The organism is Pseudomonas sp. HB05, from assembly GCF_016756915.1.
GTDB classification, from domain to species: domain Bacteria; phylum Pseudomonadota; class Gammaproteobacteria; order Pseudomonadales; family Pseudomonadaceae; genus Aquipseudomonas; species Aquipseudomonas alvandae.
Genome location: NZ_JAESPG010000008.1, coordinates 241,542 through 262,249, shown reverse-complemented (window position 1 = coordinate 262,249; position 20,708 = coordinate 241,542). Strand labels below are relative to the sequence as shown.

The window sequence follows — 20,708 nt, the reverse complement described above, 5'->3', positions numbered from 1 at the left end:
GGTAGTGTGGGGTTTCCCCATGTGAGAGTAGGTCATCGTCAAGATTAAATTCCGAAACCCCTATCTGCTGACGCAGGTAGGGGTTTTGTTTTGCCCGCAGGAAAGTAATTTTGTGTTTCTATGCAACCGTCTTGCGCATGGCTATCATGCGGGCCTCATTATCAGGGCGCAGTCCGCATGCTCACGTTGCTAAAACTTCTGAAGGATGGCCGCTTTCATTCGGGGCAGGCGCTGGGTGTTGCGCTGGGCATCAGTCGCAGTGCTGTATGGAAGCAGTTGCAGCACTTGGAGGCGGATTTAGGATTGTCTGTTCATAAGGTCCGGGGTAAGGGGTATCAATTGGCTAACCCCCTATTGCTTTTGGACGCGGCAGAGATTTGCAAAAAAGGCCTTGGTGAATGGTCTGTCCATTTATTCGACTCTATCGACTCCACCAACGCCGAGGCGTTGCGTCTCATCGAGCGTGGTGGGGTGGCACCTTTCTTGGTCCTGGCTGAGCGACAGGTTGCGGGTCGCGGCCGTCGAGGTCGTAAGTGGGTCAGTCCGTTTGCTGAAAACCTCTATCACAGTCTGGTGTTGCGCATTGACGGCGGTATGCGGCAGCTCGAAGGGCTGAGCCTCGTCGTCGGGCTGGCGGTCATGCATGTCTTGCGTGATATGGGGATCGCAGGGGCGGGGCTGAAATGGCCCAATGATGTCTTGGTGGGTGAGAAAAAAATCGCCGGTATTTTGCTTGAATTGGTGGGAGATCCTGCAGACGTTTGCCATGTTGTCCTAGGTGTCGGGATTAACGTGAACATGCAATCGACTGACGAGGTCGACCAGCAATGGACTTCGATGTGTCTTGAGGCTGGCAGGAGTTACGATCGAAATGAGCTGGTGGCACGATTGGGTGCGAAGCTGCAGCGATATCTGGAGCTTCATCATGCGTCAGGATTTGCAGCGCTTCAGTCGGAGTGGGAGCAGTATCATCTTTGGCAGGGGCGAGCTGTATCTCTGATTGCGGGTGTTAATAAGGTCGACGGTATTGTGCTGGGCATTGATCATCAGGGTGCGTTGCGTTTGAAGGTAGATGGTGTGGAAAAGAACTTTAGCGGCGGTGAGCTCAGTTTGAGGTTGCGTGATGATTCTTGAGCTCGACTGCGGCAATAGCTTCATCAAGTGGCGCGTTCTTCGTCCTGACGGGGTGACGCCAGTCGAGGATGGCGTGGTCAGCTCCGATAGCGATCTGCTGGCGAGCCTGAGTGATGCCGAGAAATTCCAGCTCAAGAAATGTCGTCTTGTTAGTGTAAGGACCCAGGCGGAGACGGATTCGTTGGTCGCTTCGCTGGTTGAGTCGTTCGGGGTGTCGGTAGTTCTCGCGGTGCCTGCGCGGGAAATGGCGGGTGTGCGAAATGGCTACGAAGATTACGGGCGATTGGGGCTCGATCGATGGCTGGCCTTGCTTGGTGGGTTCCATCTCGCTTCGGGGGCATGCTTGGTCCTTGATTTTGGTACTGCTGTTACGGCTGACTTTGTGGCTGCGGATGGCGGACATCTCGGAGGGTTCATTTGCCCAGGTATGCCTTTGATGCGTAATCAATTGCGCACCCACACGCGTAAAATCCGCTATGACGATATAGCAGCCGAGCGCGCCCATGAGAGCCTCGCTCCAGGTCGTGCGACTGTCGAGGCGGTGGAGCGCGGTTGCATGTTGATGCTCAGAGGGTTTGTGCTGACTCAGCTTGAATTGGCGCGGCAATATTGGGGAAAGGATTTCGTAGTGTTTCTCACAGGGGGGGATGCCAATCTGGTATCCGGGGTTGTTCCCGATGCCAAGGTGGTTCCAGATCTCGTTTTTGTCGGTTTGGCGATGGCTTGTCCTTTGTCTTGAGGTTCCTATGCGGTGGCTGTTTCTACTATTGCTGGTTTTAAATGTCTTCTATTACGTCTGGCACCAGCAGGAAGCCCCGCTTCGCGCCAAGGATGTCACGCCGTTGAGTTTGTATCGCGGTTCGCAACAGGATATTCATCTCTTGAGCGAAACTGCTGATGCGCTTGTCAGGCGTGATTCAGGCAGGCCAGGTGAGGCCTCCAAAAACTGTGTCTACTTAGGTGGTTTTGTCCGTCCGGAGCTGGCCAGGCAGTTGGAGCAGCGTCTGGCTGCCTCAGGCATTGCAGGTCGTTCGGTAGCGCCGAGCTCGCCGAATGTTCCTGAGGGGGGTGGCTTCTGGGTCCAGGTTCCCCAGGAAAGCGCGGGAAAGGTAAATGAAACACTGCTTCAAAACCTTTCTAAAGAATTCAATGAGTTAAAACATAAAATAATGCCATGCGAAGGGGTTGCACCCGCAGGGTAGTTTGCATAGAATGGCGCCCGCTTCGCAGCGAAGACCTTTAAAGGTAAGCGATACGAAGCGACGTCAACGCAGCTAACCTCAGGTTTTTAATGAGAAAATGCTTGACAGAAGGCTGGCATGATATAGAATGCCGGCTCGCTTAGGAGGGGTTCCCGAGCGGCCAAAGGGATCAGACTGTAAATCTGACGTCTACGACTTCGAAGGTTCGAATCCTTCCCCCTCCACCATTTTTAGCGTGAGCTGCAAGCTCCGCGGGTATAGTTTAGTGGTAGAACCTCAGCCTTCCAAGCTGATGATGCGGGTTCGATTCCCGCTACCCGCTCCAAGTTTGCAGGTTGTGCAAAGTGTTTTGCTCTTGTAGCTCAGTTGGTAGAGCACACCCTTGGTAAGGGTGAGGTCAGCGGTTCAAATCCGCTCAAGAGCTCCATATAACAAGGCAGATATGAAAATATCTGCCTTTGTTTTAATGGCTTGTGTGACTCGCTAAATTCTTCTCCTAGGGGTGATTTCGATGGCTAAGGAAAAGTTCGAACGTAATAAGCCGCACGTCAACGTTGGCACCATTGGTCACGTCGACCACGGTAAAACCACGCTGACCGCTGCTCTGACCCGTGTCTGCTCCGAAGTTTTCGGTTCGGCCAAGGTTGACTTCGACAAGATCGACAGCGCCCCGGAAGAAAAAGCTCGCGGTATCACCATCAACACCGCTCACGTTGAATACGATTCGGCCGTGCGTCACTACGCACACGTTGACTGCCCAGGTCACGCCGACTACGTAAAAAACATGATCACCGGTGCTGCCCAGATGGACGGCGCGATCCTGGTTTGCTCGGCCGCCGATGGTCCGATGCCACAAACCCGTGAGCACATCCTGCTGTCCCGTCAGGTAGGCGTTCCGTACATCGTTGTCTTCCTGAACAAGGCTGACATGGTTGACGACGCTGAGCTGCTGGAACTGGTTGAGATGGAAGTGCGCGACCTGCTGAGCACTTACGACTTCCCAGGTGATGACACTCCAATCATCATCGGTTCGGCTCTGATGGCTCTGAACGGCCAAGACGACAACGAAATGGGCACCACTGCTGTCAAGAAGCTGGTGGAAACTCTGGACAGCTACATCCCAGAGCCAGAGCGTGCTATCGACAAGCCGTTCCTGATGCCAATCGAAGACGTATTCTCGATCTCCGGTCGCGGTACTGTTGTGACTGGTCGTGTTGAGCGTGGCATCGTCCGTATCCAGGAAGAAGTTGAGATCGTCGGTCTGCGCGACACTCAGAAAACTACCTGCACCGGCGTTGAAATGTTCCGCAAGCTGCTCGACGAAGGTCGTGCTGGCGAGAACTGCGGCGTGCTGCTGCGCGGCACCAAGCGTGACGACGTTGAGCGTGGCCAGGTTCTGGTCAAGCCAGGCACCGTCAAGCCGCACACCAAGTTCACCGCAGAAGTCTACGTTCTGAGCAAGGAAGAAGGCGGTCGTCACACTCCGTTCTTCAAAGGCTACCGTCCACAGTTCTACTTCCGTACAACTGACGTGACTGGTAACTGCGAGCTGCCAGAAGGCGTTGAAATGGTAATGCCAGGTGACAACATTCAGATGACTGTTACCTTGATCAAGACCATCGCAATGGAAGACGGCCTGCGTTTCGCTATCCGTGAAGGCGGTCGTACCGTCGGCGCCGGTGTCGTAGCCAAAGTCATCGAGTAAACAGTTGTAATGTCTTTTTCGGGCCGGCATAATGGTCGGCCTGATTTTGTTTTAGGTCAGTAGCTCAATTGGCAGAGCGACGGTCTCCAAAACCGTAGGTTGGGGGTTCGATTCCCTCCTGACCTGCCAGATTCACTCGGTGTGTCTGGCTTTCTTTTCACAGGATCTTCATAGATGACTCCTAAAGCTGAAGCTCAAGGCTCTCGCTTCGATCTGCTCAAGTGGCTAGTGGTAGTCGCTTTGGTAGTTGTTGGCGTTGTTGGCAATCAGTATTTTTCTGCTTCGCCGATCCTGTACCGCGTACTTGCATTGCTTGCTATTGCTGCTGTAGCTGCCTTTGTAGGCCTGCAGACAGCCAAGGGCAAGTCTTTCTTTGTACTCGCTAAGGAAGCTCGCACCGAGATTCGTAAAGTCGTATGGCCGACTCGCCAAGAAACCACGCAGACCACGTTGATCGTTGTGGCTGTTGTTCTGGTAATGGCGTTGCTGTTGTGGGGGCTCGATTCCCTGCTCGGCTGGCTTGTTTCCTTGATTGTTGGCTAAGGGTGTCCCGTGGCTAAGCGTTGGTACGTTGTGCATGCTTACTCGGGTTACGAGAAGCATGTTATGCGCTCGCTGATAGAGCGTGTGAAGCTGGCTGGCATGGAAGATGGCTTTGGCGAGATTCTGGTTCCCACTGAAGAAGTGGTTGAAATGCGTAATGGCCAGAAACGCAAAAGCGAACGCAAGTTCTTTCCGGGCTATGTGCTGGTACAGATGGATATGAACGAAGGGACTTGGCACTTGGTCAAGGATACCCCTCGTGTGATGGGCTTCATTGGCGGTACCGCCGACAAGCCTGCGCCGATCACCGATAAAGAGGCGGAAGCGATTCTGCGTCGCGTCGCTGATGGTAGCGACAAGCCGAAGCCGAAAACGTTGTTTGAGCCAGGTGAGGTTGTACGTGTCACCGACGGTCCATTCGCTGATTTCAACGGCACGGTTGAAGAAGTTAACTACGAAAAGAGCCGGATCCAAGTGGCAGTGCTCATTTTCGGTCGCTCTACTCCGGTAGAGCTGGAGTTCAGTCAGGTCGAAAAGGTCTGATCGAACAGGCATCCCAACCCCGCAGCCCAAGGCTGTGGGGTTTTGTCGTCACTGGGATAAACGCGCAAGCAACCGGGGAGCCTTTCGAGGCGTTCGAACCCGTAATTGGAGTGCCTCATGGCCAAGAAGATTACCGCTTACATCAAGCTGCAAGTGAAGGCCGCTCAGGCTAACCCAAGCCCACCTGTTGGTCCTGCTCTGGGTCAGCACGGCGTGAACATCATGGAATTCTGCAAGGCCTTCAACGCCCGTACTCAGGGTCTTGAGCCAGGTCTGCCGACTCCAGTGATCATCACTGTCTACAGCGACCGTAGCTTCACTTTCGAAACAAAAAGCACCCCTGCTTCTGTTCTGCTGAAGAAGGCTGCAGGTTTGACCAGCGGTTCCGCTCGTCCAAACACCGTTAAGGTTGGCACCGTTACCCGTGCTCAGCTGGAAGAAATCGCGAAAACCAAAAACGCGGATCTGACTGCAGCTGATATGGATGCAGCCGTGCGTACTATCGCCGGTTCTGCTCGTAGCATGGGCCTTAACGTGGAGGGTGTGTAATGGCTAAGCTGACCAAGCGTCAAAAGGCTATCGCCGGCAAAATCGAAGCAGGCAAGGCCTACAACTTTGTAGATGCCGCCGCTCTGCTGGCTGAGCTGTCGACTGTCAAGTTCAGCGAGTCGTTCGACGTTGCTGTGAACCTGGGCGTTGACCCACGTAAATCCGACCAGGTCGTACGTAGCGCTACCGTGCTGCCACACGGCACTGGCAAGACCGTTCGCGTTGCCGTGTTCACCCAGGGTCCAGCAGCTGAAGCTGCTCTGGCTGCTGGTGCTGATCGCGTAGGCATGGACGATCTGGCTGCTGAAATGAAAGGCGGCGACCTGAACTATGACGTCGTGATCGCATCCCCGGATGCCATGCGCGTTGTAGGCCAGCTGGGTCAGATCCTCGGTCCACGTGGCCTGATGCCTAACCCTAAAGTCGGCACCGTAACCCCAGACGTAGCCACCGCGGTCAAGAACGCCAAGGCTGGTCAGGTTCGTTATCGCACCGACAAAAACGGCATTATCCACACTTCCGTTGGCAAGATTGGCTTCGACGCCGTCAAGCTGAAGGAAAACGTTGAAGCCCTGATCGCCGATCTGAAGCGCATCAAGCCAGCTTCTTCGAAAGGTATCTACGTCAAGCGCGTTACCCTGAGCACCACTATGGGCCCAGGTCTGATCATTGATCAGAGCTCGCTCGACGCGTAAGACAAAGGTTGGCGCAAGCGATTGCGCCAGTCGACATATTGGGGTCCCTGCCTGGCGGGGGCTGTCCAAGACCGTAGGCGACGCAAGTCTTAAACCACAAGCCTACGCAGATGGTGCTCCCGGTTCCTTACCGAATCAGACACCAAAACGACATTCGGTTTCGATCGGATGAAACGGTAACAAGCAGGAGTTAAACCCGTGGCAATTAAACTCGAAGACAAGAAGGCCATCGTCGCTGAAGTCAACGAGGCTGCCAAAGCTGCTCTGTCCGCTGTCGTGGCTGATGCCCGTGGCGTAACAGTAGGCGCTATGACCGGACTCCGTAAAGAGGCTCGTGAAGCTGGCGTTTACGTACGTGTAGTACGTAACACCCTGCTCAAGCGCGCTGTTGCTGACACTGAATACAGTGTCCTTAACGACGTGTTCACCGGCCCGACCTTGATTGCGTTCTCCACCCAACATCCTGGCGCTGCTGCCCGTTTGTTCAAGGAATTCGCCAAAGGTCAGGACAAGTTCGAGATTAAGGCAGCTGCGTTCGAGGGCAAGTTCCTCGCAGCTAACCAGATCGACGTATTGGCGACTCTGCCGACCCGTGACGAAGCAATTTCCCAGCTGATGAGCGTGATGCAAGGCGCCACCAGCAAATTGGCTCGTACCCTGGCGGCACTGCGCGACCAGAAAGAAGCTGCCGCAGCCTAAGGCTCGACACCTCTTTTCGCGTTTTTTGTTTATTTCGATGGTCGCGTAGGCCGTCCCCCAATTCAGGAATTTAGTTTCATGACTATCTCTCAAAACGACATCCTCGAAGCCGTTGCCAACATGTCCGTAATGGAAGTTGTTGAGCTGATCAAAGCTTTCGAAGAAAAATTCGGTGTTACCGCTGCTGCTGCTTCCGCTGGTCCAGCTGTTGCTGCTGCCGTTGCTGAAGAGCAAACCGAATTCAACGTCATGCTGACCGAAGCTGGCGAGAAGAAAGTAAACGTGATCAAGGCAGTACGTGAACTGACCGGTCTGGGCCTGAAAGAAGCCAAGGCTGTAGTTGACGGCGCTCCTGCCATGGTTCTGGAAGCTGTTGCCAAAGACGCAGCTGACAAAGCCAAAGCAGTTCTGGAAGAAGCAGGCGCTAAAGTCGAGCTGAAGTAAGCATCGACTTTGCGTCTCCAGCCCGAGCGTTAAGCGACAGGCTGATGGCTGGTGGCTCTTGCCACCGGCCTTTTTCCGTTATTGGCAGCCGACTGGGTCGGTGCTGATCGCGAGCTGTAACCACCCGATGTGGTGGCGCAAACCATGGGGTTTGCACGATTTTCTGGCTGCTCCCGTCGGGAGGGGCCAAACAAGCAGGTGACCAAGCTGGGGAACGCTGATGGCTTACTCATATACTGAGAAAAAACGTATCCGCAAGGACTTTAGCAAGTTGCCGGACGTCATGGATGTGCCGTACCTCCTGGCCATCCAGCTGGATTCGTATCGTGAATTCTTGCAAGCGGGAGCGACTAAAGATCAGTTCCGCGACGTGGGCCTGCATGCGGCCTTCAAATCCGTTTTCCCGATCATCAGCTACTCCGGCAATGCTGCGCTGGAGTACGTCGGTTATCGCCTGGGCGAACCGGCATTTGATGTCAAAGAATGCGTATTGCGCGGTGTAACTTACGCCGTACCTTTGCGGGTAAAAGTGCGCCTGATCATTTTCGACAAAGAATCGTCGAACAAAGCGATCAAGGACATCAAAGAGCAAGAAGTCTACATGGGTGAGATCCCCCTGATGACTGAAAACGGTACCTTCGTAATCAACGGTACCGAGCGTGTAATCGTTTCCCAGCTGCACCGTTCTCCGGGCGTGTTCTTCGACCACGACCGTGGCAAGACGCACAGCTCCGGCAAACTGCTCTACTCCGCGCGCATCATTCCTTACCGCGGTTCGTGGTTGGATTTCGAGTTCGACCCGAAAGACTGCGTATTCGTGCGTATCGACCGTCGTCGCAAGCTGCCTGCATCGGTGCTGCTGCGCGCGCTCGGCTATACCACCGAGGAAGTACTGGACGCGTTCTACACCACCAACGTCTTCCATGTGCAAGGTGAAAACCTGAGCCTGGAGCTGGTGCCTCAGCGCCTGCGCGGTGAAATTGCGGTCCTCGATATCCAGGACGACAAGGGCAAGGTTATTGTCGAGCAAGGTCGTCGTATTACCGCTCGCCACATCAACCAGCTGGAAAAAGCCGGGATCAAAGAGCTGCAGGTGCCGATGGACTACGTCCTGGGTCGCACTTCGGCCAAGGTCATCGTGCATCCAGCCACTGGCGAGATCATCGCTGAGTGCAACACCGAGCTGACCGTCGAGATCCTGGCGAAAATCGTCAAGGCCCAGGTCGTTCGTATCGAGACCCTGTACACCAACGACATCGACTGCGGTCCGTTCATCTCCGACACGCTGAAGATCGACTCCACCGGCAACCAGTTGGAAGCCTTGGTCGAGATCTATCGCATGATGCGTCCTGGCGAGCCACCAACCAAGGATGCTGCCGAGACCCTGTTCAACAACCTGTTCTTCAGCCCTGAGCGCTATGACCTGTCTGCGGTCGGCCGGATGAAGTTCAACCGTCGTATCGGTCGTACCGAGATCGAAGGTTCGGGCGTGCTGAACAAGGATGACATCGTTGCGGTCCTCAAGACCTTGGTCGACATCCGTAACGGCAAGGGCATCGTCGATGACATCGACCACCTGGGTAACCGTCGTGTTCGCTGCGTAGGCGAAATGGCCGAGAACCAGTTCCGTGTTGGCCTGGTGCGCGTAGAGCGTGCGGTCAAGGAACGCCTGTCGATGGCTGAAAGCGAAGGCCTGATGCCACAAGACCTGATCAATGCCAAGCCTGTGGCTGCGGCGGTGAAGGAGTTCTTCGGTTCGAGCCAGCTGTCCCAGTTCATGGACCAGAACAACCCGCTGTCCGAGATCACCCACAAGCGTCGTGTCTCCGCACTCGGCCCAGGCGGTCTGACGCGTGAGCGTGCAGGCTTCGAAGTTCGTGACGTACACCCGACTCACTACGGTCGTGTATGCCCGATCGAAACGCCGGAAGGTCCGAACATCGGTCTGATCAACTCCCTGGCTGCCTATGCGCGCACCAACCAGTACGGCTTCCTTGAAAGCCCGTACCGCGTGGTGAAAGACGCCCTGGTTACCGACGAGATCGTTTTCCTGTCCGCCATCGAAGAAGCTGATCATGTGATCGCCCAGGCTTCTGCCACGATGAACGAGAAGAAAGTCCTGGTCGACGAGCTGGTAGCTGTTCGTCACTTGAACGAGTTCACCGTCAAGGCGCCGGAAGACGTCACCTTGATGGACGTATCGCCGAAGCAGGTAGTTTCGGTTGCAGCGTCGCTGATCCCGTTCCTCGAGCACGACGACGCCAACCGTGCGTTGATGGGTTCGAACATGCAGCGTCAGGCTGTACCTACCCTGCGTGCCGACAAGCCGCTGGTTGGTACTGGTATGGAGCGCAACGTTGCTCGCGACTCCGGCGTTTGCGTCGTGGCTCGTCGTGGCGGTGTGATCGACTCCGTCGACGCCAGCCGTATCGTGGTTCGTGTTGCCGATGACGAAGTTGAAACTGGCGAAGCCGGTGTCGACATCTACAACCTGACCAAATACACCCGCTCGAACCAGAACACCTGCATCAACCAGCGTCCGCTGGTGAGCAAGGGTGATCGGGTTCAGCGTAGCGACATCATGGCCGACGGCCCGTCCACCGATATGGGTGAACTGGCCTTGGGTCAGAACATGCGCATCGCGTTCATGGCATGGAACGGCTTCAACTTCGAAGACTCCATCTGCCTGTCCGAGCGTGTGGTTCAGGAAGACCGCTTCACCACGATCCACATCCAGGAACTGACCTGCGTGGCTCGTGACACCAAGCTTGGCCCAGAGGAAATCACTGCGGACATCCCGAACGTGGGTGAGGCTGCACTGAACAAGCTGGACGAAGCCGGTATCGTTTACGTAGGTGCTGAAGTAGGCGCGGGCGACATCCTGGTCGGCAAGGTCACTCCGAAAGGCGAGACCCAACTGACTCCGGAAGAAAAACTGCTGCGTGCGATCTTCGGTGAAAAAGCCAGCGACGTAAAAGACACCTCCCTGCGCGTGCCTACCGGCACCAAGGGTACGGTCATCGACGTACAGGTCTTCACCCGTGACGGCGTTGAGCGTGATGCTCGTGCACTGTCGATCGAGAAGACTCAGCTCGACGAGATCCGCAAGGACCTGAACGAAGAGTTCCGTATCGTTGAAGGCGCAACTTTCGAGCGTCTGCGCTCCGCCCTGGTCGGCCACAAAGCCGAAGGCGGCGCCGGCCTGAAGAAAGGTCAGGAAATCACCGACGAAGTCCTCGACGGTCTTGAGCATGGCCAGTGGTTCAAACTGCGCATGGCTGAAGATGCTCTGAACGAGCAGCTCGAGAAGGCCCAGGCCTACATCGTTGATCGCCGCCGTCTGCTGGACGACAAGTTCGAAGACAAGAAGCGCAAGCTGCAGCAGGGCGATGACCTGGCTCCAGGCGTGCTGAAAATCGTCAAGGTTTACCTGGCAATCCGTCGCCGCATCCAGCCGGGCGACAAGATGGCCGGTCGTCACGGTAACAAGGGTGTGGTCTCCGTGATCATGCCGGTTGAAGACATGCCGCACGATGCCAATGGCACCCCGGTCGATGTGGTCCTCAACCCGTTGGGCGTACCTTCGCGTATGAACGTTGGTCAGATCCTTGAAACCCACCTGGGCCTCGCGGCCAAGGGCTTGGGCGAGAAGATCAACCGCATGATCGAAGAGCAGCGCAAAGTCGCAGACCTGCGCAAGTTCCTGCACGAGATCTACAACGAGATCGGCGGGCGCAACGAAGAGCTGGACACCTTCTCCGACCAGGAAATCCTGGATCTGGCGAAGAACCTGCGCGGCGGCGTTCCGATGGCTACCCCGGTGTTCGATGGTGCCAAGGAAAGCGAAATCAAGGCCATGCTGAAACTGGCAGACCTGCCGGAAAGCGGCCAGATGCAGCTGTTCGACGGCCGTACCGGCAACAAGTTCGAGCGTCCGGTTACCGTTGGCTACATGTACATGCTGAAGCTGAACCACTTGGTAGACGACAAGATGCATGCTCGTTCTACCGGTTCTTACAGCCTGGTTACCCAGCAGCCGCTGGGTGGTAAGGCGCAGTTCGGTGGTCAGCGTTTCGGGGAGATGGAGGTCTGGGCACTGGAAGCATACGGTGCTGCATACACTCTGCAAGAAATGCTCACAGTGAAGTCGGACGATGTGAACGGCCGGACCAAGATGTACAAAAACATCGTGGACGGCGATCACCGTATGGAGCCGGGCATGCCCGAGTCCTTCAACGTGTTGATCAAGGAAATTCGTTCCCTCGGCATCGATATCGATCTGGAAACCGAATAACACGTGACGCGAATCGAGAGCGGGGCTGTCTTGCCCGCTCTCTGCTCCGCCAGGAGGAAAGGCCTTGAAAGACCTACTGAATTTGCTGAAAAACCAGGGTCAAGTCGAAGAGTTCGACGCCATCCGTATTGGATTGGCCTCGCCTGAGATGATCCGTTCGTGGTCGTTCGGTGAAGTTAAAAAGCCGGAAACCATCAACTACCGTACGTTCAAACCCGAGCGTGACGGCCTGTTCTGCGCCAAGATCTTTGGCCCGGTAAAGGATTACGAGTGCCTGTGCGGTAAGTACAAGCGCTTGAAGCATCGCGGCGTGATCTGCGAGAAGTGCGGCGTTGAAGTCGCGCTGGCAAAGGTTCGTCGTGAGCGCATGGCGCACATCGAACTGGCCTCGCCAGTTGCTCACATCTGGTTCCTGAAATCGCTGCCGTCCCGTATCGGCCTGCTGATGGACATGACCCTGCGTGATATCGAACGCGTTCTCTACTTCGAGAGCTATGTCGTTATCGATCCAGGCATGACCACCCTTGAAAAGGGCCAGCTGCTGAATGACGAACAGTACTTCGAAGCGCTGGAAGAGTTCGGCGACGATTTCGATGCCCGCATGGGTGCCGAAGCTGTCCGCGAACTGCTGCACGCGATCGACCTGGAGCACGAGATTGGTCGTCTGCGCGAAGAGATTCCGCAAACCAACTCCGAAACCAAGATCAAGAAGCTGTCCAAGCGTCTGAAGTTGATGGAAGCCTTCCAGGGTTCCGGCAACCTGCCAGAGTGGATGGTGCTGACCGTTCTGCCGGTTCTGCCGCCAGACCTGCGTCCACTGGTTCCGCTCGATGGCGGTCGCTTCGCGACTTCCGACCTCAACGATCTGTATCGTCGAGTGATCAACCGTAACAACCGCTTGAAGCGTCTGCTCGACCTGTCCGCTCCGGACATCATCGTGCGCAACGAAAAGCGTATGTTGCAGGAAGCGGTCGACGCACTGCTCGACAACGGTCGTCGTGGCCGGGCTATCACCGGTTCGAACAAGCGTCCTCTGAAATCCCTGGCTGACATGATCAAGGGTAAGCAAGGTCGTTTCCGTCAGAACTTGCTCGGTAAGCGTGTTGACTACTCCGGTCGTTCGGTAATTACCGTAGGCCCGACCCTGCGTCTGCATCAGTGCGGCCTGCCCAAGAAAATGGCGCTGGAGCTGTTCAAGCCGTTCATCTTCGGCAAGCTGGAAATGCGTGGTCTTGCGACCACCATCAAAGCCGCCAAGAAAATGGTCGAGCGCGAACTGCCAGAGGTCTGGGACGTTCTCGCCGAAGTGATTCGCGAACACCCAGTGCTGCTCAACCGTGCACCGACCCTTCACCGTCTGGGCATCCAGGCGTTTGAACCGGTACTGATCGAAGGCAAGGCTATCCAGCTGCACCCTCTGGTCTGTGCTGCGTACAACGCCGACTTCGACGGCGACCAGATGGCCGTGCACGTACCGCTGACGCTGGAAGCCCAGCTCGAAGCGCGTGCGTTGATGATGTCGACCAACAACATCCTGTCGCCAGCCAACGGTGAGCCAATCATCGTTCCGTCCCAGGACGTTGTATTGGGTCTGTACTACATGACTCGTGAAGCGATCAACGCCAAGGGCGAAGGTCGTGTGTTCGCGGATCTGCAGGAAGTCGACCGTGTGTTCCGTGCTGGCGAAGCCGCACTGCACGCCAAGATCAAGGTGCGGATCAATGAAACCGTAAACGATCGTGATGGCAACAGCGTGACCAACACTCGCATCGTCGACACCACTGTCGGTCGTGCGCTGTTGTTCCAGGTTGTGCCAAAAGGCTTGTCGTTCGATGTCGTCAACCTGCCGATGAAGAAAAAGGCGATCTCCAAGCTGATCAACCAGTGCTACCGCGTGGTTGGTCTGAAAGAGACCGTGATCTTCGCCGACCAGTTGATGTACACCGGTTTTGCCTATTCGACCATCTCCGGCGTTTCCATCGGTGTTAACGACTTCGTTATCCCTGATGAAAAAGCCCGCATCATCGGTGCTGCCACCGAAGAAGTGAAAGAGATCGAAAGCCAGTACGCGTCCGGCCTGGTAACCCAGGGCGAGAAGTACAACAAGGTAATCGACCTCTGGTCCAAGGCGAACGACGAAGTTTCCAAGGCGATGATGGCCAACCTCTCGAAAGAGAAAGTCATCGACCGCCACGGCAACGAAGTTGACCAGGAATCGTTCAACTCGATGTACATGATGGCCGACTCGGGTGCACGGGGTTCTGCTGCGCAGATCCGTCAGCTCGCCGGTATGCGTGGCCTGATGGCCAAGCCGGACGGCTCCATCATCGAGACGCCGATTACTGCGAACTTCCGTGAAGGTTTGAGCGTACTCCAGTACTTCATCTCCACTCACGGTGCTCGTAAGGGTCTCGCGGATACCGCGTTGAAAACCGCGAACTCCGGTTACCTGACTCGTCGTCTGGTAGACGTGGCGCAAGACTTGGTCGTGACCGAGATCGATTGCGGCACCGAGCACGGCCTGGTCATGACGCCGCACATTGAAGGCGGTGACGTTGTAGAGCCGTTGGGTGAGCGCGTATTGGGTCGTGTCATTGCCCGTGACGTATTCAAGCCAGGTACCGAGGACGTCATCGTTCCTGCCGGCACCCTGGTTGACGAAAAGTGGGTCGAATTCATCGAGCTCAACAGCATCGACGAAGTGATCGTGCGTTCGCCAATCAGCTGCGAAACCCGCTACGGCATCTGCGCCAAGTGCTACGGTCGCGACCTGGCTCGTGGTCACCAGGTGAACATCGGTGAAGCGGTCGGCGTTATTGCTGCCCAGTCCATCGGTGAGCCGGGTACCCAGCTGACCATGCGTACGTTCCACATCGGTGGTGCGGCAAGCCGGACCTCCGCAGCCGACAGCGTCCAGGTGAAGAATGGCGGTACCGTCCGCCTGCACAACCTGAAGCACGTTGAGCGAGTGGACGGCCACCTGGTGGCTGTGTCCCGTTCCGGTGAGCTGGCAATTGCCGACGACTTCGGTCGTGAGCGCGAGCGCTACAAGCTGCCGTACGGTGCTGTGATTTCGGTGAAGGAAGGTGACAAGGTCGACGCTGGTGCCATCGTGGCCAAGTGGGATCCGCACACTCACCCAATCGTTACCGAGATGAAAGGTACCGTGACCTACGTGGGCATGGAAGAAGGCATCACGATCAAGCGTCAGACTGACGAATTGACCGGTATGACCAACATCGAAGTACTCGACGCAAAAGATCGTCCAGCTGCGGGCAAGGACATCCGTCCAGCCGTGAAGATGGTCGACGACAACGGCAAGGATCTGTTGCTGCCAGGCACTGACGTAATCGCTCAGTACTTCCTGCCAGCCAACGCCCTGGTCGGTGTGGCGGACGGTGCGCGGATCGCGATCGGTGACGTAATCGCTCGTATCCCGCAGGAAACCTCGAAAACCCGTGACATCACCGGTGGTCTGCCGCGTGTTGCCGACTTGTTCGAAGCCCGTCGTCCGAAAGAAGCCTCGATCCTGGCTGAAGTCAGCGGCACCATCGCGTTCGGTAAAGAGACCAAGGGCAAGCGCCGCCTGGTTATCACCCCGAACGACGGTAGCGATCCGTACGAAGAGTTGATTCCGAAGTGGCGTCACCTGAACGTCTTCGAAGGCGAACAGGTAAACCGCGGCGAAGTTATCTCCGACGGTCCGAGCGATCCACACGACATCCTGCGTCTGCTGGGTGTGAGTGCGCTGGCCAAGTACATCGTGAACGAGATCCAGGACGTTTATCGTCTGCAAGGCGTGAAGATCAACGACAAGCACATCGAGACCATCCTGCGTCAGATGCTGCGTAAGGTCGAGATCGCTGAATCCGGCGACTCGAGTTTCATCAAGGGCGACCAGATGGAACTGACTCACGTGCTGGTGGAAAACGAGCGTCTGGCGACGGAAGACAAGTTCGTCTCCAAGTTCACTCGCGTGCTGCTGGGTATCACCAAGGCGTCGTTGTCCACCGAATCGTTCATCTCGGCGGCTTCCTTCCAGGAAACCACTCGCGTACTGACCGAAGCGGCGGTAACCGGCAAGCGCGATTACCTGCGCGGCCTGAAAGAAAACGTGGTCGTGGGTCGTCTGATCCCGGCCGGTACCGGTTTGGCTTATCACAGCGAGCGCAAGCGTCGCCGTGATGCAGACAAGCCGTTGCGCGTAAGCGCCAGTGAAGTGGAAGCTGCACTGACCGAAGCACTGAACTCGAGCGGTAACTGAGTTCGGCGTTGATTGAGTGCCTGGCCCTGGTCATCCCGTTCGGCGGATCGAGACAAATTGTCGAGATCTGGCGGGCGGGGAGGTCGGGGCCTTGCCTTGACTGGGGACAAGATCCTCTTTAGACTCTTGATCCCCTAAATTTGGCGGGAATTCGTTCCTGCCATTTTGCTTTTCTTGCAAGACAATAGCGTCGCAAGACAACAGTGGAGCTAGTAGATGGCAACTATCAACCAGCTGGTACGTCAGCCGCGTAAGCGTATCGTCGAGAAATCCGACGTGCCTGCGCTGCAGAACTGCCCGCAACGTCGTGGCGTATGCACCCGTGTGTATACCACCACGCCGAAAAAACCTAACTCGGCACTGCGTAAAGTATGCCGTGTGCGTCTGACCAACGGTTTCGAGGTTTCCTCGTACATCGGTGGTGAAGGCCACAACCTGCAAGAGCACAGCGTGGTGCTGATCCGCGGCGGTCGTGTAAAAGACTTGCCAGGTGTTCGTTACCACACCGTTCGCGGTTCTTTGGATACTTCCGGCGTTAAAGGTCGTAACCAGGGTCGTTCGAAGTACGGTACCAAGCGTCCGAAGTAATCGGTCGTTTTGCAGTTTTTCATTTTTATTGAGTCGATAAGAGTAAGGTCGGGCACGCATCTGCTGTCCCGGGCTAACCTGAAGACCGCTTGAGGGCTTATCATGCCAAGACGTCGCGTAGCAGCCAAACGTGAGATTCTGGACGATCCGAAATACGGAAGCCAGATTCTCGCCAAGTTCATGAACCACGTTATGGAAAGCGGCAAGAAAGCCGTTGCCGAGCGTATCGTTTATGGCGCACTGGACAAAGTTAAGGAACGCAAGAACAGCGATCCCCTGGAAATCTTCGAGAAAGCTCTCGACGCCATCGCTCCGCTGGTCGAAGTGAAGTCGCGCCGTGTAGGCGGTGCTACTTACCAGGTTCCGGTCGAAGTTCGTCCTTCCCGTCGTAACGCCCTGGCAATGCGCTGGCTGGTAGACTTCGCCCGCAAGCGCGGCGAGAAGTCCATGGCCCTGCGTTTGGCTGGTGAACTGTTGGACGCTGCTGAAGGTAAAGGTGCTGCAGTTAAGAAGCGTGAAGACGTGCACCGTATGGCTGAAGCCAACAAGGCTTTCTCGCACTACCGCTTCTAATTTTAGCGTCACTCAATTTGCGAGGGCTTTATGGCTCGTACTACACCGATTAACCGCTACCGTAACATCGGTATCGTTGCTCACGTGGATGCTGGTAAAACCACCACCACCGAGCGCGTCCTTTTTTACACCGGCAAAAGTCACAAAATGGGCGAGGTGCATGACGGCGCCGCGACCACAGACTGGATGGTTCAGGAGCAGGAGCGTGGTATTACCATTACTTCTGCTGCTATCACCGCCTTCTGGAAAGGTTCCGAGAAGCAGTACCCGCACGAGCATCGCTTCAACGTAATCGATACCCCGGGCCACGTAGACTTCACCATTGAAGTTGAGCGTTCCCTGCGTGTACTCGACGGCGCGGTCGTTGTGTTCTGTGGTACTTCTGGTGTTGAGCCTCAGTCGGAAACCGTATGGCGTCAGGCCAACAAATACGGCGTTCCACGTCTTGTTTACGTAAACAAGATGGACCGTGCTGGTGCCAACTTCCTGCGCGTGATCGGTCAGATCAAGCAGCGTCTGGGTCACACTCCGGTGCCTATCCAGCTCGCTATCGGTTCGGAAGACAACTTCCAGGGCCAGATCGACCTGATCAACATGCAGGCCGTGTACTGGAATGATGCCGACAAGGGCATGGTTCCTGTTCGCAAGGAAATTCCTGCCGAGCTGTTGGAAGAAGCCGAGCAATGGCGCAGCAACATGGTTGAGGCTGCAGCCGAAGCCAGCGAAGAGCTGATGAACAAGTACCTCGAGGGTGAAGAACTCACCAACGACGAAATCAAGGCCGCTCTGCGTCAGCGCACTATCGCTGGTGAGATCGTTCTGGCTGTTTGCGGTTCTTCCTTCAAGAACAAGGGTGTTCCCCTGGTTCTCGACGCTGTGATCGACTTCCTGCCTGCTCCAACCGACATTCCTGCTATCAAGGGTTCCAACCCTGATAACGAGGAAGAGGAAATGGAGCGTCACGCAAGTGATGACGAGCCGTTCGCGGCCTTGGCGTTCAAGATCGCTACCGACCCATTCGTGGGTACCTTGACCTTTGTTCGAGTTTACTCGGGCGTGTTGGCATCCGGCGACGGCGTGATCAACTCGGTAAAAGGCAAGAAAGAGCGCGTGGGTCGTATGGTGCAGATGCACGCAAACGCCCGTGAAGAAATCAAGGAAGTACGCGCTGGCGACATCGCGGCCTTGATCGGCATGAAGGACGTCACCACTGGTGAAACCTTGTGCAACGCTGACAAGCCAATCATCCTGGTTCGCATGGACTTCCCGGAGCCGGTTATTTCGGTTGCCGTTGAGCCTAAGACCAAGGATGACCAGGAAAAAATGGGTATCGCTCTGGGCAAGCTTGCTCAGGAAGACCCGTCTTTCCGCGTCAAGACTGATGAAGAGACTGGTCAGACGATCATCTCCGGCATGGGCGAGCTGCACCTGGACATCCTGGTTGACCGGATGCGCCGTGAGTTCAACGTCGAAGCCAACATCGGTAAGCCTCAGGTTTCCTATCGTGAGCGCATCACGAAGAGCTGTGAAATCGAAGGCAAGTTCGTTCGCCAGTCCGGCGGTCGTGGCCAGTTCGGTCACTGCTGGATCCGTTTTGCTCCTGCTGACGAAGGTCAGGAAGGTCTGCAATTCCTGAACGAAGTCGTAGGTGGTGTGGTTCCGAAGGAATACATCCCAGCGATCCAGAAGGGTATCGAAGAGCAGATGAAGAACGGCGTTGTTGCCGGCTATCCGCTGATCGGCCTGAAGGCGACCGTGTTCGACGGTTCTTACCACGACGTCGACTCCAACGAGATGGCGTTTAAGGTGGCTGCTTCCATGGCTACCAAGCAACTGGCCCAGAAGGGCGGTGGTGAGTTGCTTGAGCCTATCATGGCGGTAGAAGTCGTTACGCCTGAAGACTACATGGGTGATGTCATGGGCGACCTTAACCGTCGTCGTGGCATGATTCTGGGTATGGAAGATACGGTTTCCGGCAAGGTTATCCGCGCCGAGGTTCCGTTGGGTGAGATGTTCGGTTACGCAACCGACGTTCGCTCCATGTCTCAGGGTCGCGCAAGCTACTCTATGGAATTCAAAAAATACAATACAGCTCCGTCGCATATCGTCGAGACTGTTACCAAAAAGCAAGGCTGATCCAGCCCCTTTAAGCTAGGAGTTAATTGTCGTGGCTAAAGAAAAATTTGAACGGAACAAACCGCACGTCAACGTTGGCACCATCGGCCACGTTGACCACGGTAAAACTACCCTGACCGCTGCTCTGACCCGTGTCTGCTCCGAAGTTTTCGGTTCGGCCAAGGTTGACTTCGACAAGATCGACAGCGCCCCGGAAGAAAAAGCTCGCGGTATCACCATCAACACCGCTCACGTTGAATACGATTCGGCCGTGCGTCACTACGCACACGTTGACTGCCCAGGTCACGCCGACTACGTAAAAAACATGATCACCGGTGCTGCCCAGATGGACGGCGCGATCCTGGTTTGCTCGGCCGCCGATGGTCCGATGCCACAAACCCGTGAGCACATCCTGCTGTCCCGTCAGGTAGGCGTTCCGTACATCGTTGTCTTCCTGAACAAGGCTGACATGGTTGACGACGCTGAGCTGCTGGAACTGGTTGAGATGGAAGTGCGCGACCTGCTGAGCACTTACGACTTCCCAGGTGATGACACTCCAATCATCATCGGTTCGGCTCTGATGGCTCTGAACGGCCAAGACGACAACGAAATGGGCACCACTGCTGTCAAGAAGCTGGTGGAAACTCTGGACAGCTACATCCCAGAGCCAGAGCGTGCTATCGACAAGCCGTTCCTGATGCCAATCGAAGACGTATTCTCGATCTCCGGTCGCGGTACTGTTGTGACTGGTCGTGTTGAGCGTGGCATCGTCCGTATCCAGGAAGAAGTTGAGATCGTCGGTCTGCGCGACACTCAGAAAACTACCTGCACCGGCGTTGAAATGTTCCGCAAGCTGCTCGACGAAGGTCGTGCTGGCGAGAACTGCGGCGTGCTGCTGCGCGGCACCAAGCGTGACGACGTTGAGCGTGGCCAGGTTCTGGTCAAGCCAGGCACCGTCAAGCCGCACACCAAGTTCACCGCAGAAGTCTACGTTCTGAGCAAGGAAGAAGGCGGTCGTCACACTCCGTTCTTCAAAGGCTACCGTCCACAGTTCTACTTCCGTACAACTGACGTGACTGGTAACTGCGAGCTGCCAGAAGGCGTTGAAATGGTAATGCCAGGTGACAACATTCAGATGACTGTTACCCTGATCAAGACCATCGCAATGGAAGACGGCCTGCGTTTCGCTATCCGTGAAGGCGGTCGTACCGTCGGCGCCGGCGTCGTAGCCAAAGTCATCGAATAAGACTCTTTCAGAGTCGGTTCGATGGACAGGAAAGCCCCCGCTTAGCGGGGGCTTTTTTATTGGGTTGACACCTATCAGGGGCGTCTATAGAATTGCGCCTCCTTTTAACGGGCG

Annotated in this window: 16 protein-coding genes and 4 tRNA genes; all 20 read left to right on the top strand. The window is 55.9% G+C overall.

Annotated features, from left to right (window positions below):
- Positions 1-177: 177 nt before the first annotated feature.
- Complete coding sequence (birA, locus tag JMN22_RS10590; protein WP_198796650.1) at positions 178-1,134, top strand: bifunctional biotin--[acetyl-CoA-carboxylase] ligase/biotin operon repressor BirA; 957 nt, start codon at positions 178-180, stop codon at positions 1,132-1,134.
- The gene (locus tag JMN22_RS10585) at positions 1,124-1,873 is read left to right on the top strand and encodes a pantothenate kinase (protein ID WP_198796651.1); all 750 of its coding nucleotides are present in this window, start codon (positions 1,124-1,126) and stop codon (positions 1,871-1,873) included. The genes birA and JMN22_RS10585 overlap by 11 nt, the downstream gene beginning before the upstream one ends.
- Positions 1,874-1,880: 7 nt before the next feature.
- Positions 1,881-2,336, top strand: a complete 456-nt coding sequence (locus JMN22_RS10580) for a hypothetical protein (RefSeq protein ID WP_198796652.1) — start codon at positions 1,881-1,883, stop codon at positions 2,334-2,336.
- A 142-nt stretch (positions 2,337-2,478) separates the two neighbouring features.
- Positions 2,479-2,563 (top strand) — tRNA-Tyr (locus JMN22_RS10575).
- Between the two features lie 24 nt (positions 2,564-2,587).
- A tRNA-Gly gene (locus JMN22_RS10570) sits at positions 2,588-2,661 on the top strand.
- A 26-nt stretch (positions 2,662-2,687) separates the two neighbouring features.
- Positions 2,688-2,763, top strand: a tRNA-Thr gene (locus JMN22_RS10565).
- Positions 2,764-2,847: 84 nt separating this feature from the next.
- The gene (gene tuf / locus JMN22_RS10560; protein WP_003186103.1) at positions 2,848-4,041 is read left to right on the top strand and encodes an elongation factor Tu; all 1,194 of its coding nucleotides are present in this window, start codon (positions 2,848-2,850) and stop codon (positions 4,039-4,041) included.
- 53 nt (positions 4,042-4,094) lie between these two features.
- A tRNA-Trp gene (locus JMN22_RS10555) sits at positions 4,095-4,170 on the top strand.
- Between the two features lie 45 nt (positions 4,171-4,215).
- The gene (gene secE / locus JMN22_RS10550) at positions 4,216-4,584 is read left to right on the top strand and encodes a preprotein translocase subunit SecE (RefSeq protein WP_024776457.1); all 369 of its coding nucleotides are present in this window, start codon (positions 4,216-4,218) and stop codon (positions 4,582-4,584) included.
- Between the two features lie 9 nt (positions 4,585-4,593).
- On the top strand, positions 4,594-5,127 hold the full coding sequence (nusG, locus tag JMN22_RS10545) for a transcription termination/antitermination protein NusG (RefSeq protein ID WP_010443972.1): 534 nt from the start codon (positions 4,594-4,596) through the stop codon (positions 5,125-5,127).
- 117 nt (positions 5,128-5,244) lie between these two features.
- Positions 5,245-5,676 carry a 50S ribosomal protein L11 gene (gene rplK, locus JMN22_RS10540; RefSeq protein ID WP_003176435.1) on the top strand — a complete coding sequence of 144 codons (432 nt, stop codon included), beginning with the start codon at positions 5,245-5,247 and terminating at the stop codon, positions 5,674-5,676.
- Positions 5,676-6,371 carry a 50S ribosomal protein L1 gene (gene rplA / locus JMN22_RS10535; protein ID WP_030138521.1) on the top strand — a complete coding sequence of 232 codons (696 nt, stop codon included), beginning with the start codon at positions 5,676-5,678 and terminating at the stop codon, positions 6,369-6,371. The genes rplK and rplA overlap by 1 nt, the downstream gene beginning before the upstream one ends.
- Positions 6,372-6,569: 198 nt before the next feature.
- Positions 6,570-7,070: a 50S ribosomal protein L10 gene (rplJ, locus tag JMN22_RS10530; RefSeq protein ID WP_030138520.1), complete on the top strand. Its 501-nt coding sequence runs from the start codon at positions 6,570-6,572 to the stop codon at positions 7,068-7,070.
- A 78-nt stretch (positions 7,071-7,148) separates the two neighbouring features.
- Positions 7,149-7,514: a 50S ribosomal protein L7/L12 gene (gene rplL, locus JMN22_RS10525; RefSeq protein WP_030138519.1), complete on the top strand. Its 366-nt coding sequence runs from the start codon at positions 7,149-7,151 to the stop codon at positions 7,512-7,514.
- 220 nt (positions 7,515-7,734) lie between these two features.
- Entirely contained in the window at positions 7,735-11,808 is a 4,074-nt protein-coding gene (gene rpoB / locus JMN22_RS10520; RefSeq protein ID WP_198796653.1) for a DNA-directed RNA polymerase subunit beta, read from the top strand.
- Between the two features lie 64 nt (positions 11,809-11,872).
- A complete protein-coding gene (rpoC, locus tag JMN22_RS10515) occupies positions 11,873-16,072 on the top strand; it encodes a DNA-directed RNA polymerase subunit beta' (RefSeq protein WP_181288390.1) in 4,200 nt (1,399 codons plus the stop codon).
- A gap of 216 nt (positions 16,073-16,288) precedes the next feature.
- Positions 16,289-16,660 carry a 30S ribosomal protein S12 gene (rpsL, locus tag JMN22_RS10510; RefSeq protein ID WP_003186084.1) on the top strand — a complete coding sequence of 124 codons (372 nt, stop codon included), beginning with the start codon at positions 16,289-16,291 and terminating at the stop codon, positions 16,658-16,660.
- A gap of 102 nt (positions 16,661-16,762) precedes the next feature.
- Positions 16,763-17,233 (top strand): 30S ribosomal protein S7, encoded by a 471-nt coding sequence (gene rpsG / locus JMN22_RS10505; RefSeq protein WP_003186074.1) that lies wholly within the window; start codon positions 16,763-16,765, stop codon positions 17,231-17,233.
- 30 nt (positions 17,234-17,263) lie between these two features.
- On the top strand, positions 17,264-19,369 hold the full coding sequence (gene fusA / locus JMN22_RS10500; protein WP_030138516.1) for an elongation factor G: 2,106 nt from the start codon (positions 17,264-17,266) through the stop codon (positions 19,367-19,369).
- A gap of 31 nt (positions 19,370-19,400) precedes the next feature.
- A complete protein-coding gene (gene tuf / locus JMN22_RS10495) occupies positions 19,401-20,594 on the top strand; it encodes an elongation factor Tu (RefSeq protein ID WP_003186103.1) in 1,194 nt (397 codons plus the stop codon).
- The last annotated feature ends 114 nt before the right edge of the window (positions 20,595-20,708 follow it).